This is a genomic window from Bacillus paramycoides (assembly GCF_038971285.1).
Lineage (GTDB): Bacteria > Bacillota > Bacilli > Bacillales > Bacillaceae_G > Bacillus_A.
Genome location: NZ_CP152429.1, coordinates 286,539 through 304,183 on the forward strand (window position 1 = coordinate 286,539; position 17,645 = coordinate 304,183).

A 17,645-nucleotide genomic window follows, 5' to 3' on the forward strand; every position below is an offset into this window, starting at 1 on the left:
TTGAGGGGAGTGAAATAATAATGGAAACTAGTACTTTTTTAGGGCTGTTCTGGGGATGGATGACGGTTATCGTATCGGGAATACTTTTCGTCCGTCCATCGGTGCTACGTGACTTGAAAAAATTAGTGTTTGAAGACAGAGGATTTGGTATTATGTATGGTTTTCTATCGATTTTCCTAGGATTAGGCACTGTAATTCTACATAATGTATGGGTATTCAACTGGCAGGGATTCCTAACGGTTATTGCATGGCTTGCATTATTAAAGGGAATTTACATAATTGCATATCCAGAACCCTCCAAGAAAACAGACTTTGAAGTAAGGGTACTATCTACACGTATAGTGCTCGCTAGCATTGGTGCTTTGGCTTTATGGATGCTTATAGTAGTCTATATAAAATAATTCTTTTAATATAAGTGGTATGTAACTTCAAGGTACAGTTAGAGTATAAACAGAATTGGAAGAGTTATATGGGAATAGAACTTAATGAAAGGTTTATTTTAAAAGAAAGTGGTGATACAAATTTATATCTGTCCAAAATGTTTAGATTATTTCGCTGGTCGAACTATTACTTCCGCTATTGGAAGTACGCCTTTTGATTTTATAAGCAGTAATGTAAGAAAGGATTTAAATGTTTATGGAAACGTATTGCAGGAACAGGAAGTACGAGTAAAAATTACATAATTGATATTAGATTGTATACAGAAAATTGGCATGAATAGTAAAAGGGTACCAGTGTTATATGAAATTTACTTTGCATTACAAAAAATAAGTATAATAGAAGAAATAAAAAAGTGCTAACAAGTTTGCAAACGAACTTGCTAACACTTATACGAAATAGACATAAATTATCGCTGATATACCATCTTCAATAATAGCCATAATCAATTAATAGACACTAACACGAATTGATCATAAAAACATTGTTAATATAGAAAATATTATCCTGGACCATATGATAATGGCGGTGTTCATATTAACAGTAGTATCAATAATAAAGCAGCATATTTATTGTCGGAAGGTGGCTGGCATTACGGTGTGGAAGTAAATGGCGTAGGGCGCGAAGCTACAGAAAAAATTTACTATCGTGCTCTTACAAAATATTTAACGGCAAAATCTGATTTTAAAATGATGCGCCAAGCTGCACTTCAATCCGCAGAAGATTTATATGGTAAAAATTCAAAAGAAGTACAAGCTGTAGCGAAGGCTTATGATGCAGTTGGTATAGAATAAGACCTGATATAAGACGTCAGGTCTTTTTTTACTGAGTATTCAAGAATGGTTTTCGCTACGACATTATAAACTTATAAAATATTCGTTAAATGAGAATGTAAACCTCATAACTCGATAAATATATTGTTCACACTTTTCTTCCCCTGTTTAAGATAGGAAAAGTACAATTTTACAACAACAATTTTTTTCTGCGTTTCCTTGTATATTAAAAAATTTCAACTTGAGCTACAGTATCCGTTGTAGCACTTGCGCCTCCTGTAGTTACTTTTAGTGAAATACGATCCCCTGCTAGAAATGTCACTGAAATATCATTATTTACATTGGAAGTTTGATTACCAGTTAGCGAAACAGTAAGAGGTGTATCTACACCATTTTTTCGAATTGTCAAAGTGACCGTGTTTGTACCCCCAGGTCCAGTTAAGGCTTGAATTGCTAAAGATTTTATTACTGCTTTTTGGCCTAATCGTAGAAAGACTTCTGTAGTTGAAACGGCAGCTGTCCCAGGTCGATAAAAACGAGTTGCACTATTTGGTAAACTACCAGGATCTGCCCAAACAAGGAATGTAGGCTGTGAAATTGTAGAAAAACCAAAATTGTTAGCATTTGAGTTTTGAAGATTTGTTGAACTTAAAACCATAGTTCCAGCGGTTTGAGATATATCCGCAGTAGGACCTTGAATAGATGCTAAACGTAAACTTAATTGTGCACCAGCCCGATTAACTTCTGCACCAATATATGATCCAGATCCACCTGCACTAGTAGTAATTAAATTAATATCACGACAATGAAAGTTATGTGGATTCGTGTTAACTAATAATGTTCTTTTATTGCCAAGACCAACTGATCTAGTCGTTATTGTGGAAGCTCTTACAGTACTTATACTTTCATCAGGGGTTCCTGTTCCAAAAGAATGAATACCATAAACAATGGAAGTTTCGCTTGTTGATGCAGTTGAATTATCTACTGTTACAACTGCGTTTCGTAATCTAGCCGTTAATGATGTAGTGCCTGGAAAAGCAACTCCTGTTAAATTGACATGATTAACTGAAGTTAGTAGTACAGTAATATCTTCAACCCTTGTATTTTCACCCATTGTTAATACAGTTGTATTCGAGGTTACATTCTGTTGACGAATCGTTACAGTTAACAAGCTAATCCCTCTTAATGAATTTCCATTTGGAATGACTACTGTCTCATCATAAATTCCAGGAAACACAAAAATCGTTATTCCAGTGGCACCTATTGTATTAATTGCTGTTATGGCGCCATTAATTGTTTTAAAAGGATTCCCACCAATGAAAGCCGTTGAATCATTTCCTGATTTCATTACTACAGCTGTGTTACCTCTAGATATCAAAACTTCATGTATACTCATTTAATCTCACTCCTTTATATCAAGAAATTGATTGAAATTCCGTTCAACCATAACAACTTCTTTTGGAATGGTAGCTAATTAGTTGTGCATAAAAAATGAGACACATTTTGTGTCCCTTAGGATTCTTGAATAGTATGAATGAAATAGTAGGATTTTTACAAAAAGAATATTGCATACCACATCATTAATAAAAAAATCCACCCAATTGTAAGTACTAAGTATCTTAAAAATCCTACAAAAAAATGCATACATACTCCTTTTAGATATATTGTATACCATTTAAAGAAAATTTATTATGTCATAATGGTTTACATACAAATGGATAAAATCATTTTCTAATTTGTTCCTCTATTTATCATAATTTCCATGAAATTCTTAATAAACTGTTTTTGATTTAATTTCAATCCAATTCTAGCTCCCTCAGCTTTTGCACCTGGTCGAAAATCTGCGACAGTCTGTCCCCTTAAAGATTCTAAATCAATCTTTACTTTTCGATACATGTATTGAAGAAAATCTGGATTGACAATTGCACTCATCGCAACAACATCATGTAAAGGAGCGCCTTTTATACTAGGGTTTAATTTTTTGTAGGCACTAAAATAATAATCATAAATTGGTTTAATTAATGATTTAAATGGGGTAGTAGTGTGTTCTGCAATATATTCTGCTTCATTTGGAAGTAAAATAGCTGAATTTGTTACATTTAAAGGAATTATTATTAAATTTTTAGATTGATTAATTACAAACTGGGTTGAAACTGGATCACCATATGCATTTGCTTCAGCTACAGTTGAGACGTTTCCTGGTTGAAGAAATACCCCGGACATTATGTATATTTCTTTTATGCTTTGCATTGTTTCTTTCCAAAGGTTTAAAGCGATTGCAAGAGAAGTTGATCTACCTACATCAACAATTGTTAATTCTTCCTTATATTTTTCAACAATTGATAGAATTAGACTGAAATTATGAATAGGAATTGATGCTACACTTTCTGGTGGTTGGATAGGTCCAAGTCCTTCTGCACCATGTATTTCTGGATAATAAGCAGTGAAACCATTAAAAAATGGTAAAGAGGCACCACTTATAACTGGGATATCTGTTCTTCTAGCTAATTGTAATAAGTAAACAGCATTTCGAGTCGTTTGTTCTTTTGTAACATTTCCGTAACTTGTAACAATTCCAACAATCTCAATTTCAGGATGCAATAAACCGTATATAATTGCCAAAGAATCATCTATACCTGGGTCTCCAAATAATAATACTTTTTTCAAGGGGGATTCTCCCTTCTTACATAACTTAATATTTAATAAGACAAGCTCTGTATTATATATGTAAGAAGAGCATATATTTATGATTTATATTTAAAAAATTGTTTAAGATGGTTATTGTGGGATTTTCCGTCTTCATTTAAATGTTTATATTAATGTAATAGCATGTGATAATAGACATGTTTGTTTAGAAAAACCTAGTTTATTTAGAAATAAAATTGACTTTTTATTACTTATTTCACTTGTGGGGTTTTTCCGAATTGCTGGCCGTAACCCTATAAAGAACCTTCGATTTGTGCTCTCTTCATATGCTATTTTAGAAAGGGATATTATGATGAAAAAAAGTAGCTTAAATATAAGCATATCAATTTTAATACCAATTTTATTAATGATATGTTTTATTAATGTTAAATACAGAATCATATTAACTGCATTATTTGGAGCTTCGATTTTTTCAACAACATTTTTTTGTGCGATTGGATTTATCCTAGCTGTTTTATCATATATAGAAAATAAAAATATTTGGGCAAAAATCGGAATAATGTTAAACGTGTTAGTGTTTTTTATTCCATTCATTTGGATTTTTTGGATGTAATGGTTAGTTTAGATTTATGGGCACCAATTTATCACCATTAAACCAAGAAAAGCGAATACTCCAAAACGAAAAAATGAGCTTTTTACTTACAAGTTAGCACAAATTTTCGTTTTGGGAGTACTATGAAATCTTAGCTAGATGGCAATGGGATCTCGCCACATCGCCATCAACCTAAGAAAAGCAAATACCCCAAAATGAGAAAATTGGCATCTCCCTGTAAAAATGAGCTGACTTCTCAAAATAACTAACTGTAGAGAAAGAAAATTTTCATTTAGGGGATACTTTAAAACCTTAGCTTGATGGCGATGGGGTAGCACCCCACATCCATCAACTTAAACTATATGTTTATATAAAAACTGATCTTTCCATGTAGTTTTTTATTATCTTTTATAGATATCATAAAAGTAGGCATATCAAATAAACCCTGACGGGTTTCAATTTTTTTACTATAACTATGCTACCTGATGGATTGAAGTGGTATACTCATAAACAACGCCCAAAATATCAAAGACCGTTTTTTTCTCATATCTGTGGGATTTTCGTCCGTTTCGCTGTAGGAGGTTAAACAGACGAAGAAGAATCTTTGATAATTCTTGGGTGTTCTTATGTAATGCTTGATAAAAAAGTAAGAAATAATCTTTAATCATGTACATCGCTTTATATTCACTTAGCTCTTTCTGTTTCTTACGTAACAGAAGTTCTCTCATTTTAAACATAGTAGAAGAACATAATAGGATACTAATGAGTTGTCCATAAAGGTGACATTCTAGTCGCTCTTGTTTAATAGATTTACAACGATGAATTTGAAACCAAGATTTCCATATTTTAAATAACAGCTCAATTTGCCAACGCAATGAATATAAATCATAGATTTTCTCTTTTGGCACCCATTCCGTAGGAATGTTTGTCATATATACCGTAATTCCTTGTAAGAGTTTCGTACGCTCTGTATATGTAATCCCTTTTTTCTTTTCGCGAATAGCTCGATCACGTAAGCGTTTCTGTTTTTGCTCCTCCGTACACCTATAAACCACAATGCGAGTAGGCAACTTGCCTTTACTCCCTACATATACATCATGTAACTCATACACTTGACCAGGTTGTAATTGTTTCATGATATCTTCTAAATGAATTTGTATATATACGGGTCTCAATTGAGCAGGTTTTGTTTTAAATACCACTGTTTCGAATTCTTTCCTATATATTTTAGTTGGTAATTTAAGACGTGATAAATAATATCCTTGCTTATCTTGGATAGACTTAAAGTCCTGTAAACGAAAGTCCTGTAAACGAAAGTATCCTAAGTCACGAATATATAGTTCATTCTTTTGTATCATGCCTGTTCGAGTTGCACCATATGCCTGATCACTTCGTTTTCCTGGTTCAATTTTCACATCAGAAAATTCTCCGCTCAACAAGTCATACTCTAATTGAATTTTTATACCAGCTTTATGACTACATCCTCCGGCACCAGGATAAGTAGATGCGAATCGATCTGGAACTTGAAAGGTTGTAGAATCAAGGATGCGAATGCGCTCAAAGTAAGCAGAAAGAGAATGAGAAATCTTAGATAACCCTCCAATCTTAGCTTGTAGAAGTGTAGTAAATACAGTTCGAAAGAAGGCTACCGAAGCTGAGTTAAAGCGTCGATTAAGTCCCTCTGGACTTAACAAAACCCCTGTTGAGGTTTCTAATTGACTACAAAGTTGAGTAAGAGAGGTAGTAGCGATTTGTTGATTTAACCATACACACAAAGATAGAAAATGGTGCCCATGGCACTTACGTTTTCGTTTCATTCCGCCAGCTTCTATAGCTAATCGATTAAGTGTAGCGGGAGACATATATCTATACAACTCTTCGGCAAATAAAGACAATTCTTGTTTTTGATGCATATTCATAAAAAGCACGTCACCCTTTCTCATTAATATAAGAAAATAGTAACGCACTTTCAATTTCAAGAATAGTCAAAATCCTTAAGTTGATGGATGTGGGGTAGCACCCCATCGCTATCAAGCTAAGAAAAGCAAATACCCCAAAACGAAAAAAATGGCATCCTCAGGTGAAAATGTACTTTTTTTGTTTTGGGGGTACTTCAAAATGTTGGATTGATGGGCATTTGATACTATTTTTTATTATGCATCTCTAAATTTTAGAGAATGTTTACAGCTGTAACTTTGCAGGTTGAAATAGCAAACCTAACGATTGTAGTTGGATTTATAGGTAAAGTACCTAGAACTATACCAAGACCTGTTTGTTCCACGTTAAAATCTACTGCAGTAGAACCAGTATTTGCTAAAAGATTCACTGTAGAACCAATAAGCGTATCTAGTAATTCCCTAATTGGTCGTTCGCGACAATCACATTCGCATCCTAAGTCTACAGGTGGAAGTAATGTTATAGATGGTCCCGGCGGGAAAAAACCTACCCCTGTTACATCAGAAATATTGACTACAAAGGATGTGGAACCATCTGTAACTGTAACTAAAAAATCATTTACGGAAGTAATAGTAAATAAAAAGAAAAGTGGTGGAGCGTTTGGTGCATCTGCAATAGTGCCAAGAAGCACTGTTTCCCTAATAAGTTGTTGTAAAACATTCTGCATAGGTAAAACACAGCAATCACAAAGGCAACCTTCAGTTGCTCCTGTTGGTAGAGTAAATGGTGGAATTGGTGGAAGTGTAGGGCCAATTAAATTTGAATTAAATGCATTAGCTTGAAGTATTTAGTTTTTATCAAACATGTAACTACCTCCTACAGATATACTTTATTGTAGGAATATATACAATTACCCTTCATAAAATTTATTTATCACCATATAATATGCTATATCGTTACTATTGTGTGTTTTGTGGTGATTCAATGATAGTATTTGTGTATTAATAGTAAATTTAGTTCTGACGTAAAGAGTGCACCCATTCGAAAGAGGTATATAGAGTTTTAATGAAGCCTGTTCTTGTGGGGATTTCACAACATGCCTATCAAATTAAGTGATTTTAATAGCCCTAAGTAGAAAAAATGCGCTATTCTTTCTGTAGAATCATAGGAAAGGATGGCGTTTTTTATGTCTGTTTCTGTGTATGACGAATTACAACTATTTGCTCAAGAGATTCAAAGTTTTTTACCTTCAGCATCAGAACCCAAAAGATAAATAACTTGAAAATTTTATTTTTTTTTACAGATAACTCACAAAAGTAACATATTTCAATCTTATTGTTATATGTAATGATTATTTTATATAGCTAGTCTTTTTCAAAATAATTATTACATATACAGGAGGTTTTGAAATGGAAATGGATTCCTATTACTGGGAAATGGTAAAAAAGAATATTGGTGTCTATTCAAAAGCGGAACAAGGATGTCTTAGGAACAAAAGAGTAATTATCTTTGGGTTAGGGGGAGTAGGAGGTTACGAAGCAATCCTCTTTTCTAGGATGGGAATTGGGCATATTACAGGGGTCGATCCAGATGAATTTGAAATATCTAATATAAACAGACAAATGTTAGCCCTTTCTAGTGTGGTGGGAACACCAAAAGCAAAAGTTGCAGAACAGGTAGTAAAAGATATACATCCTTATATTTCAACAAACTTCTTACAAGTAAAAGTAGATGAAGATAATGTAACGGAACTAATAAAAGGACACGATATTGTGGTAGAAGCTGTAGATGATATGCCTTCCAGGGTAATTATACATAGAACAGCTAGGGAATTAGGTATACCGAGTGTAGGGATGTCAGGTAGCCCACCTACAAGAGGATTTGTTTCTACATTCTATCCAACTGGAATTCCTTATGAGGAGGCATTGAATGTGTCGATTGTAGGTTCAAAATTAACAGACCCTAAACTAAGGCAACAAATTGCTGATGTCAAGAAAAAAAGAGCATGGTATTCAGTCGAAAAAGGAGCACCAGAAGATTGGGCACAAGATTTTTGCGATGGAAAAGTAGGATGGATTATCACCCCTATGCGTGCTCATCTTTTATCACTTTTTAGTTTTCATGAAGCAATTCAAGTGCTAACAGGTCGTGAACCTTTAGCTAGAGCACCAAAGGGCATAGTTATAGATGTAGATAGTCTCACTCCTGTTCAGGTAAAAGACGCACCAGAAAACGGTTGGGATTATGCAACATTATAAGGGGGAAGCAAATTTGTTCACTGAAAATTTAAATAACCAAAATATATATGAAGAGAGCTTTACACGAAATATTGGTGTAATTTCTACAGAAGAACAGAAGAAATTAAAGAATGCTCGTGTTACTGTAGTGGGTGCTGGAGGAGTAGGGGGGATTACACTTATCCAGCTGGCACGAATGGGAATAGGAAATCTTCATGTGATTGATCAGGATGTTTTTGAAGCGAGTAATATTAATCGACAAATGCTTAGCTCTATAAGTAATTTAGGGAAGTCAAAGGCACTTGTGGCTCTAAAAACCTTAAAAGACATTAATCCTTTACTACAAGTAAAGATCACACAAGAGTTTGTTACAGAAAATAACGCAAAAGATCTGCTAGCAAATACAGATATCATTATAGATGCTACTGATAATTTGGTCGCAAGAGTTATTATTCACCGTATGGCTCAAACTTTAGGAATTCCTTCTATCTGGATTGCTGTTACTCCTCCTTTTAGAGGTGGGGTAATGACATTAACACCTGAATCTGTACCTTATGAAATTGCATTAGGATATCCGTCGTATCAACAAGAACTAACGCCTGAAATACAAAATAGAATTCATAGTTTAAAAGATGGACGTGCTCTATATTCTATCAAACATGGTGCAGATGAACAGTGGGCGAATAGCTATGTGAAAAAAGATTGCCCATGGGCTGTACTATCTCCTGTTGCAAATATTGTTGGGATTCTAGCAAGCTTTGAAGCATTCAAGTTTATTGTAGATCGAGAAGATTTACAACCTATAACCAGTCCAAATATTATACAAATTAATCTCTCAGATCCAAATATGGTACAGGTATGTGAACCTGAAAACGGCAGTTGGAATTATACAACTTTATAGAAGAGGTAAAATATATGGTTTCTTTTATACTGCTAGGAATTATTTTTATACTCGCTTTGGTTGTTAAAGATTATGCATTAGCTAGTGCAGCAAGTTTACTAGGTGTGTTGCTGGCTATTGGGCAAAAAGTAATATTGCATTATATTCAACAATATGCTTTTCCGATTGGAATTTTCTTTCTCATGTTATTTCTTTTAGCACCCATCACATCTGGGAAGATTACCATTGAAAATATAATAAAATGTATTACCTCTCCTATTGGTTGGGGGGCAATTTTAGCAGGTTTTATGGTGTCGTTTATAGGAGGAAAAGGGGTAGGGGTTCTACCTATGAATCCTACTATATTATTAGGCATTTTAATTGGTACTCTGATCGCCGTATTGTTTACAAAGGGGTTACCAGCTGGATTAATTATTGCAGCTGGAATTATAGCCATCATTTCTATGAAATGAAAGGGACTTTAAATATGAAGAAAAATTGGAAATATATAAGTTTAATAGGAGTATTTTTTATTCTTTTACTGCCTGGTTGTTCTAATTACCAAGAGGTTTCAAAGAAAAGCAAAGTATCTAAAATAGCAAAAGAAGAATATAGCATCTCACAAGAAGACGAAACATTATTTCTACTTCATAAAAGTATTAATACAAAAAAACGGTATACATCTGACGAAATCATTTTGTTTTTAGAACCGTTTAGCGTCCCTACTGCAGAAGCTTTTGATGTATCAAAATACTCATGGATGGATGCGTATGCTAAAAAAGGATATGACACGTGGGCAATGGATTTTAGAGGATTTGGGCAATCTTCAAGACCGAAAGAAATGTCAGAACCGCCAAACCAGAATAAACCAATCATTCATTTGGACGATGCAACAAAAGATTTAGAAACGGTTGTGAATTGGATTAAAAGTAAAAGGAATGTAAAAAAAATTCATCTTGTTGGCTGGTCATATGGGGGAGTGGTAGCTGGAAATTATGCAATATCACATTCTAATGATGTTAATACACTTGTTTTATATGGATATATGCATAGATTTACGCTTCCAATGATGACTGAGCCCTTTGACAATCCGTTACAGCGAGGAGAATTTAATCCTCATGCACCCTCTTACCAAGCTGTAGACTTTGATAAAGGAATGCATCACTGGCATATGATGATGGGCGAGAAAAAAATTGTTTCAAATAAAGCTATGGATTCTGTAAAAGAAGTATTTCTTCACTCAGATCCAATTAGCGAGAAAAATAATGGCGTAATTCGTCGACCGATGGGGCCTCTTGAAGATTTATATTCTATTTGGAATAACCGTCCTTTATATGATGCATCTCAGATTACTTCTCCTGTGCTGGTTATTTATGGAGAAGATGATTTATTTGCCGATAGAAATATGTTGTCAAAATTAACAGGTGCCAAACACAAAAAGGAAGTTGTGATTCCTGATGCCACGCACTGGGCTGTTTATGAAAAAAATCATCCTATACTATTTGAACAAGTATTGAACTTTATAGAAATGAAAGAAGGAAAAGAGTAATGGGCCAGAATATAACAATATTAGATGCCACTTTACGCGAAGGTGAACAACAATGTGGCGTCCGTTTTTCAAAAGAAGATAAAATTAACCTGCTTCAGATGTTGGAGGATTTTGGAATTACCTTAATTGAGGTTGGACATCCTGGGGTTTCTCGTGAAGAAGAGGAGATCTGCCAAGAGGTTGCTGCCTCCGCACAACATGCTGATATTTTAATGCATGCTCGAGCAAAAAAAGAAGAAGTTCATGCTGCTTATCGAGCTGGTGCCGATTGGGTAGGAATTTGGGCGTCTATTAATCAAATTTCTTTGCAAACAAAGTATACTAATCGATCAAAAGATTATGTGGTAAGCCAAGTGAAGCAAGCGATTGAAGAAGCTAACTCTTTAGGAATGAAAACCAGATTTACAATTGAAGATGCTTCCAGAACTACCTGGGAAGATATTGCTTACCTTGGACAAATTGCATATGAAGCTGGAGCGAATCGAATTAGTTTGGCAGACACTGTGGGGATTTGGGAACCTAATGAGTGTGCAAATATAGTCAAGAAAGCAGTAGAAACATTTCCTTGTGAAATTGAAGTCCATCTTCATAATGATTTAGGACTAGCAATAGCCAACGCTCTTGCTGCTATTGATGCTGGGGCTTCTGTCATTGATGCCACTTTATGCGGGATAGGTGAACGGGCTGGGATTGTTGATTTACTAAATTTATCTGTTCTGTTATCACAAAAATATAATCAATACTTTCAATTGAAAATGATTCCAGAATTAACACAATCTCTTCAATTAGCTACAGGTTGTAAAGTTGATCATTGGAGACCAATCATTGGAAAAAATGTTTTTACACATACAGCACCTTATCACGTAAAAGCCGTGAATCATAATGTTTTAGCATATGAAGGAATTCAACCTGAAATGATAGGGAGAATGAGGAAAATCCAACAAAAACGGGTAGAAAGAAAAGGCCCTCGCCTTACAAAGAATTTACGTGTTAGTAAACCATTTGTAAAAGGGGCATCTGAGCTTTTGTATCATAGAGATGGACCAGGAGAACGATGGGTACAAATGGATTATAGAACAGATGAACGTGCTTCATTTTATGTAATACAACGTATATTCTGTAATCAGCATATGGAGGAAAACTTGGAAGGTCATGTGGATTATCATGCACATCATTGTGACAGCGCTTTTATTTTTTGGGGTAATAATTTAGATGGGAGAGGGCTTATATGTGAAGTGGAAATCGAGGGAGACGTGCAAATCATTGAGAGCCCTGCATCTGTTTTTATTCCATCTGGTTTCAAACATAAATACAAGTACCTTGCAGGTGTAGGAACATACACAAACATTGTACTAGCCCCTAACTATAATTCAAGCTTATTAGAAGAAGATTTGTCGAAATTATATATATATTAACAAAGATTAGAAACAGATGGGATTCAATAGATTTTTTGGATCCTATTTGTTTTTTTGAAAGGTATTAAAAAGAAGGAATCGTTGCCTCGTCCCTATAGTGTCCTATCTCAAAATAAACGAGTACAAATTTAATTAATCCTCTTTTATCATAAATGCTTATATTTACAAAATGGCTGAGAATATTTAAATGAAATTGGAGGGTTTATGTTCTTAATATTTATTTTATATTATATAAACAAACTTAAATGTATTAGGGAGTTAATAGTAATATGAAAGAAATTGAAATTATAAAATCAAAAGAAACAATGACTATTATATGGCAAAGTGCAATGGTGATTATTCCCTTAGAGGACATACTTAAAGTTTATAAAGATAATAATAAAATTGCAGACACTACCAAAGTGGTGAATATCGGAAAATGCTTTCAGCATTCAGAACATATCCTTATTCGAACAAAGAAATTAGATTACTTATTATTTACAACTAATAAGGTAGCACTTCTAAATAAAATTAACCTTTAATTATTGTAAAAAATACTTAAAAAGGCTCTGGTACAAAATTGACCTTTATATCAGTAGTAAATGAGTTGTGAAAACTGCCAAGCTTTCTCTAAAAAATCCGTAATTTCTTAGGGTCTGTTGCGAAATTTTGTAAATGAATTTACACTCTTGAAAAAAAGGAGTAGAGAGAATCACAAATGTTATACTCTAAAGAGAAACAGTTCAAAAAGAATATTATCTTGGGAGTTAGATGAAACTTATATAAAAAGGAATACTTTCAAAATGAGAAAGTATTCCTTAGTTTTTTCCTAATCCCAATTAATATCTCCAGTAGTTATAGCTCCTTTAGCTTTGCAATAATCTTGACCTATACATTCTAGTTTTAAGCTATATTTACCTCGACCTAGTTGTTCGTTTCTTTCAAACATATCACCTGGTTGCAATGTCTTTTCATACTTGACTTCATGATTTTTATATAATGTTACCTTTATAGGTACCTTACTTTCCGAATAATTTGATACATGGAAGAAAGGACTGTATTTTTTCGTGGTTAACTCCCTTGTTTGTTGGGATTTTATATCTACTAAGTTTGCCATGCTGATTCGTAAATCTTTTTGCTCTTCATATTGTTGTAGTTGGTTCCAAATTGCTTCATGCCCCTCTGGTATATGTGTAGTAAATAAAAATGTATCAATTTCTTCAAAATGGATTGGATTTTTATCAGTTTGTTTATAAACTTTATCTTGGAAAATTGAAATAAAGCCCTTATTGATGAGGAAAAGTCCTAGTCCCCCTAATACTAAAAAAATAACTATACCTGAAATGGAGAGTTTAATGGAATTTCGTTTGAATGCACGCATTTTATATATCCTCCTCGTGCCAATGGATTAAATCTATCAATATTAAAATAATTATCAAATAGTACTATATGTAATATAATGATATTTGTCAATGTAATTTATTGTGAACAATAAGAATAGCTCTCGAAAAGATTTCGCAGACGTTTATCTGAAATATGTATGATATAGGTGTCTCATATTCTTTTAGATAAAACATTCGGTATTGTTTTGAAGGTTCGCTAATGCTTATTGCTTGATTTCGTTGGTTTGGGGGTATCTCATTTTCTTTAGTTTGATGGCGATGTTGCCGTGCCCTAACGCCATCAAACTAAAGAATCATAATTTCTCCATAACGTAAATTCTATTGATAATGATATGTTATCTTCACATGAATAGGGTATACAATAAATTAGAGATGAAAATTATGAATCGAGAACAGAGCCCATTTAGATAATTAAAAAATACTCTCCTATGCTGGATGACGAGGATTTAACTGAAGAAATCATAGATGAATACGCAAATGTAATTATATATTTTGGAAAGAATCCACATCCAAGTTATATAGAGTCTATTATGATTACCTTTAGTTTAGATGATTGTTATAGTGTATATGATCATGGAACAGGTGTATTATGTGGGTTTAATAATGAGGAGATAGCTCCACACTTAATTAGAACTTTACAAGATAAACATGAAGGAAGAAGATACTGGGGAACAGAATTAGCTAAATTATTTCCGGATGTAAGATTAGTGATAAGACATTTTTGCCTGTATTACATAATAGATTATTTAAGGAACACAATGAAGATGTCTGTAAAGAATTAAAATAAGCCATCTCAAAAATAGAAAAGCTTAAATAAAGGTAATAGAAATAATTATGGTTCCGGTGAAAAATTAGTGTCCCCTATCTGTAATAGGAAATGCTATGTTACTAATAGTGAGTGCTTATGTATATGCAATTTTTGATTACGGAACACCAATTGAATTTAGTAAAGAAGCTCGGTCAAAGACTAAAAACAGTTAAACAAACAACTATTGGTAACCTAAAGCAGAAAAGAATATTGATGTTTTCAATACTCAGATTGATTTCTCAGAAGAATATTCGAAACCTAAGATTGACATGTCTCTGGTAATGAGCAACAAAAGATTTCTGCTATTGTAAAATCTTTAGAAGATTCTCGAGATAAGGACACATCTAAAAACTAAATTTAATGTTAGCGAGCAGTTAGCTTTGGCTAGCTGCTTTTTTGATGTTTCATATACAGGTTTTATAGTCTATAAAATCTCTGTAAGTGTTTTGTAATATTTATGAGAGACTTTTTTAACAATTATGAGAGAGAAATGAAAGGGTTGTTATATATGATGAAATTAATCTTACTAGTAGGTATTCTAATTGACCTAGAAACCAAGGAGGAAAAATAACAGTGAAAAAATTGAAGCCAACACTTAGTGTATTAGGTAGTGTATCAATGGCACTGACTTTAGCATCCCCTGCTTTAGCGGATGTAAAACAACCGAATCCAGGAGGTACAGTTGAAATATTCAAAGAGAATGCAAATGCAAAAAAAGAAGATAAGAATTTCACGCTCGGATCTGATGGGGAGATAGGTTCGCTCATTACACAAAACATTGAAATGGCAAACAATGATTGGGACAAAGATGGTATTTCTAACGACTTAGAGATTAATGGTTATAAAATTGAATTCAATTCACAAACTGGAAAAAATGAAGCGAAAGCATGGGATCCTGAGAAGGATAAAGGGAAACCAAAATTTATATCGAATCCTATGAATGCAAATACGGATGGTGATCCTTTTACTGATATGTATGAGGTTGAGAATTATAACAACGATTCTGATACTAATTTCAATCCAATAGTTGCGAATATGCCAAATTTACAAATAGGTGTCAAACGAATTGAAGTAATTCCTATTGCAAACATTACGGATACTAATGGTGGATCAGTTAGCAGAGGATGGGAAAAAAGCGTATCTACACAACATTCATTTAATGTAGGATTAAGTGGTTCAGGTGGTGTAGAAGGGTCAGCAGCTGGTCCTGTTCCTTCCGGAAGTGTTTCAGTAAACGTGGGATACGGATATTCAAAAACAACTACTGAAACGGAGAGTTATACAAATAATTTTGACTGGTCTACCGCAACAACTGTAGATACGGCGAATGCTGCAAAATTACGGGTACATCTGGAATATAAGAATGTAGGCACAGCATCTGCTGAAAATGTTTCGCCTCATTTTAATATTCGTTTAGGAAACAAAATTATTAATACTGTAAAGGCAACACAAGATCGTTATAAGGCAAACTATTTAAGTACAGAAAAAGGCGGAAGGAATAAAACAGAAGTAGTAATTGACAGTTTAGAGGGACAGGCAGATGCAAATATTGTCTTATCACTGGATGAATTGAAAGCTGTTGAACAAGGGGAACTTCTTTCGATTGAGGTTCTACCTACAAGTACAATGGATTTATCCATTGAAAAAGGTGAAGAAATTATGCATTTAGGGGATTCAGGGAGATATGAATCTAGAGTAAATGCAGCTACTGAACAATTAGAAACAGATATAGGAAATATACCAAAGTTTAGGGTGTATACTCCTAAAGACAAATCCCTTGCTGATAAGCCAGTTTTATCCTATAACGAAGTTTTTCAACATGTAAATATAGATACGAATAAGATAAATCATATTGTAAACAAAGCTAAAAGTACGAATAACGTATCAGTGGTTTCAGCTAATAATGGCACTGTTGCATTGAATGATTTAAAAGCGGGGCAGGGAGATCGCGGTTATTTACATAAAGACTCTGTACACGGTGCTTTTGCAAAACTACAGCAGCCAACATTAGTGGAAGGTAGTTATGATCCTGTTACGCAAAAGATTAGGGCATCAATCTTACCTGGTTTATTTGGAGTGAGTAAAGAGATCCCTACTACTTATAGTAAGAAATGGAATGCGCCTTCACAAACAGTAACACTAGTTAAACGTGAGAATGGATTTACATATGAATCTAGAGAAAATATACACCCTATTAAATCTGAAATTGCTGCGCACAGAAAAGTTAAATTTGAAATCAATGATGCACACAATCTAACACCTACACAAAAGATTGATACCGAAATTAAAGCTAATAAAGAATTTGAAGATTATGTAGTAGATAATTCAGGTGAATTTGTTACTGAAGGAATTCCTTATACTATAGCTTCATATGGAAATACAGCTTATTGGGGAAGTCATCACGCCGGGAATAAATGGGAGTATCTATGGGCTGAGCAATCTAGTGATGAAAAAGTGAATGTAATTATTGAAAGAGTAGGTCAACCTAAACCCGGAAAACCAATTAAAAAGGGTGAAGAGGTATTAATTAAATTTCAGAATCCTATTTATTCAGATTATGCTTATTTGAAACTTCAAGATAGTTATATCCATTTAGATCAAAAACAAAACGCAAGTACTTTTAAATTTAATCATGCATACCCAAAGAACTTTACTGGACACCATAAGCAATGGAACATACTATCTAATGGTAACAAGTTAAAGGTAGGATATTTAATTGATTATATGAAATATGGTAATGGAGAAAACGGGACGGATACTATAGCATGGAATCTATCAAGAGCTCAGTAATATATAACAGTTCTGTTGCTAAGATTGAAAAAAACGGTAATGAACTGAATATGAAAAGTTAGATACAAAAATTTAGACTACTAATAGGGAATGAGTTTGATGTTGAATCGGACTCATTCCTTTTAATTTATATGATTTAGACACTACTATTTTAAATGCTTATCTAGGCATATAAGTAATCAAATGTTAAGATTACTATCTGGATTACATAAATCGTATTCTGAATTTTTATTTGTTTG

At 33.6% G+C, this 17,645-nt stretch carries 15 protein-coding genes and 1 pseudogene; 10 read left to right on the forward strand and 6 right to left on the reverse strand.

Annotated elements, in window-relative coordinates:
- Positions 1-20 precede the first annotated feature (20 nt).
- Positions 21-401, forward strand: coding sequence for a hypothetical protein (locus tag AAG068_RS29050; RefSeq protein WP_342719991.1), 381 nt, complete (start codon positions 21-23; stop codon positions 399-401).
- Positions 402-929: 528 nt separating this feature from the next.
- Positions 930-1,232, forward strand: a pseudogene (locus tag AAG068_RS29055) (M4 family metallopeptidase); the annotation flags it as partial.
- 205 nt (positions 1,233-1,437) lie between these two features.
- Here AAG068_RS29055 and AAG068_RS29060 read toward each other — a convergent pair.
- The 5 genes from AAG068_RS29060 to AAG068_RS29080 form a co-directional block, all read right to left on the reverse strand.
- Entirely contained in the window at positions 1,438-2,607 is a 1,170-nt protein-coding gene (locus AAG068_RS29060) for a hypothetical protein (protein WP_342719992.1), read from the reverse strand.
- 335 nt (positions 2,608-2,942) lie between these two features.
- The gene (locus AAG068_RS29065; RefSeq protein ID WP_342719993.1) at positions 2,943-3,878 is read right to left on the reverse strand and encodes a nucleoside hydrolase; all 936 of its coding nucleotides are present in this window, start codon (positions 3,876-3,878) and stop codon (positions 2,943-2,945) included.
- A 144-nt stretch (positions 3,879-4,022) separates the two neighbouring features.
- Positions 4,023-4,451: a hypothetical protein gene (locus tag AAG068_RS29070; protein ID WP_342719994.1), complete on the reverse strand. Its 429-nt coding sequence runs from the start codon at positions 4,449-4,451 to the stop codon at positions 4,023-4,025.
- A gap of 471 nt (positions 4,452-4,922) precedes the next feature.
- The gene (locus AAG068_RS29075) at positions 4,923-6,368 is read right to left on the reverse strand and encodes an IS4 family transposase (RefSeq protein WP_342719995.1); all 1,446 of its coding nucleotides are present in this window, start codon (positions 6,366-6,368) and stop codon (positions 4,923-4,925) included.
- Between the two features lie 251 nt (positions 6,369-6,619).
- Positions 6,620-7,192, reverse strand: a complete 573-nt coding sequence (locus AAG068_RS29080; RefSeq protein WP_342720103.1) for an exosporium leader peptide-containing protein — start codon at positions 7,190-7,192, stop codon at positions 6,620-6,622.
- A 562-nt stretch (positions 7,193-7,754) separates the two neighbouring features.
- Here AAG068_RS29080 and AAG068_RS29085 point away from each other — a divergent pair.
- From AAG068_RS29085 to AAG068_RS29110, 6 genes are all read left to right on the forward strand, one after another.
- Positions 7,755-8,603, forward strand: coding sequence for a HesA/MoeB/ThiF family protein (locus AAG068_RS29085; RefSeq protein ID WP_342719996.1), 849 nt, complete (start codon positions 7,755-7,757; stop codon positions 8,601-8,603).
- Complete coding sequence (locus AAG068_RS29090) at positions 8,590-9,483, forward strand: HesA/MoeB/ThiF family protein (RefSeq protein WP_428846012.1); 894 nt, start codon at positions 8,590-8,592, stop codon at positions 9,481-9,483. Before AAG068_RS29085 ends, AAG068_RS29090 begins: the two co-directional genes overlap by 14 nt.
- 14 nt (positions 9,484-9,497) lie before the next feature.
- Positions 9,498-9,935, forward strand: a complete 438-nt coding sequence (locus AAG068_RS29095) for a DUF441 family protein (RefSeq protein ID WP_342719998.1) — start codon at positions 9,498-9,500, stop codon at positions 9,933-9,935.
- 14 nt (positions 9,936-9,949) lie between these two features.
- Complete coding sequence (locus tag AAG068_RS29100) at positions 9,950-11,011, forward strand: alpha/beta hydrolase (RefSeq protein WP_342719999.1); 1,062 nt, start codon at positions 9,950-9,952, stop codon at positions 11,009-11,011.
- A complete protein-coding gene (locus AAG068_RS29105; RefSeq protein ID WP_342720000.1) occupies positions 11,011-12,426 on the forward strand; it encodes a homocitrate synthase/isopropylmalate synthase family protein in 1,416 nt (471 codons plus the stop codon). The genes AAG068_RS29100 and AAG068_RS29105 overlap by 1 nt, the downstream gene beginning before the upstream one ends.
- Before the next feature lie 269 nt (positions 12,427-12,695).
- The gene (locus tag AAG068_RS29110; RefSeq protein ID WP_342720001.1) at positions 12,696-12,947 is read left to right on the forward strand and encodes a hypothetical protein; all 252 of its coding nucleotides are present in this window, start codon (positions 12,696-12,698) and stop codon (positions 12,945-12,947) included.
- A gap of 287 nt (positions 12,948-13,234) precedes the next feature.
- Here AAG068_RS29110 and AAG068_RS29115 read toward each other — a convergent pair whose 3' ends face one another.
- The gene (locus tag AAG068_RS29115) at positions 13,235-13,786 is read right to left on the reverse strand and encodes a hypothetical protein (RefSeq protein ID WP_342720002.1); all 552 of its coding nucleotides are present in this window, start codon (positions 13,784-13,786) and stop codon (positions 13,235-13,237) included.
- Between the two features lie 450 nt (positions 13,787-14,236).
- Here AAG068_RS29115 and AAG068_RS29120 point away from each other — a divergent pair, with 450 nt between their 5' ends.
- Positions 14,237-14,590: a hypothetical protein gene (locus tag AAG068_RS29120; protein WP_342720003.1), complete on the forward strand. Its 354-nt coding sequence runs from the start codon at positions 14,237-14,239 to the stop codon at positions 14,588-14,590.
- 599 nt (positions 14,591-15,189) lie between these two features.
- A complete protein-coding gene (locus tag AAG068_RS29125; protein ID WP_342720004.1) occupies positions 15,190-17,406 on the forward strand; it encodes a binary toxin-like calcium binding domain-containing protein in 2,217 nt (738 codons plus the stop codon).
- Positions 17,407-17,645: the final 239 nt, after the last annotated feature.

What these genes read in the sequence shown, in the direction of transcription:
- AAG068_RS29050 (WP_342719991.1), top strand. Translation starts at nt 21, where the DNA reads ATGGAAACTAGTACTTTTTTAGGGCTGTTCTGGGGATGGATGACGGTT.
- AAG068_RS29060 (WP_342719992.1), bottom strand. Translation starts at nt 2,607, where the DNA reads ATGAGTATACATGAAGTTTTGATATCTAGAGGTAACACAGCTGTAGTA.
- AAG068_RS29070 (WP_342719994.1), bottom strand. Translation starts at nt 4,451, where the DNA reads ATGAATGGAATAAAAAACACTAACACGTTTAACATTATTCCGATTTTT.
- AAG068_RS29075 (WP_342719995.1), bottom strand. Translation starts at nt 6,368, where the DNA reads ATGAATATGCATCAAAAACAAGAATTGTCTTTATTTGCCGAAGAGTTG.
- AAG068_RS29085 (WP_342719996.1), top strand. Translation starts at nt 7,755, where the DNA reads ATGGAAATGGATTCCTATTACTGGGAAATGGTAAAAAAGAATATTGGT.
- AAG068_RS29090 (WP_428846012.1), top strand. Translation starts at nt 8,590, where the DNA reads ATGCAACATTATAAGGGGGAAGCAAATTTGTTCACTGAAAATTTAAAT.
- AAG068_RS29095 (WP_342719998.1), top strand. Translation starts at nt 9,498, where the DNA reads ATGGTTTCTTTTATACTGCTAGGAATTATTTTTATACTCGCTTTGGTT.
- AAG068_RS29100 (WP_342719999.1), top strand. Translation starts at nt 9,950, where the DNA reads ATGAAGAAAAATTGGAAATATATAAGTTTAATAGGAGTATTTTTTATT.
- AAG068_RS29105 (WP_342720000.1), top strand. Translation starts at nt 11,011, where the DNA reads ATGGGCCAGAATATAACAATATTAGATGCCACTTTACGCGAAGGTGAA.
- AAG068_RS29110 (WP_342720001.1), top strand. Translation starts at nt 12,696, where the DNA reads ATGAAAGAAATTGAAATTATAAAATCAAAAGAAACAATGACTATTATA.
- AAG068_RS29115 (WP_342720002.1), bottom strand. Translation starts at nt 13,786, where the DNA reads ATGCGTGCATTCAAACGAAATTCCATTAAACTCTCCATTTCAGGTATA.
- AAG068_RS29120 (WP_342720003.1), top strand. Translation starts at nt 14,237, where the DNA reads ATGCTGGATGACGAGGATTTAACTGAAGAAATCATAGATGAATACGCA.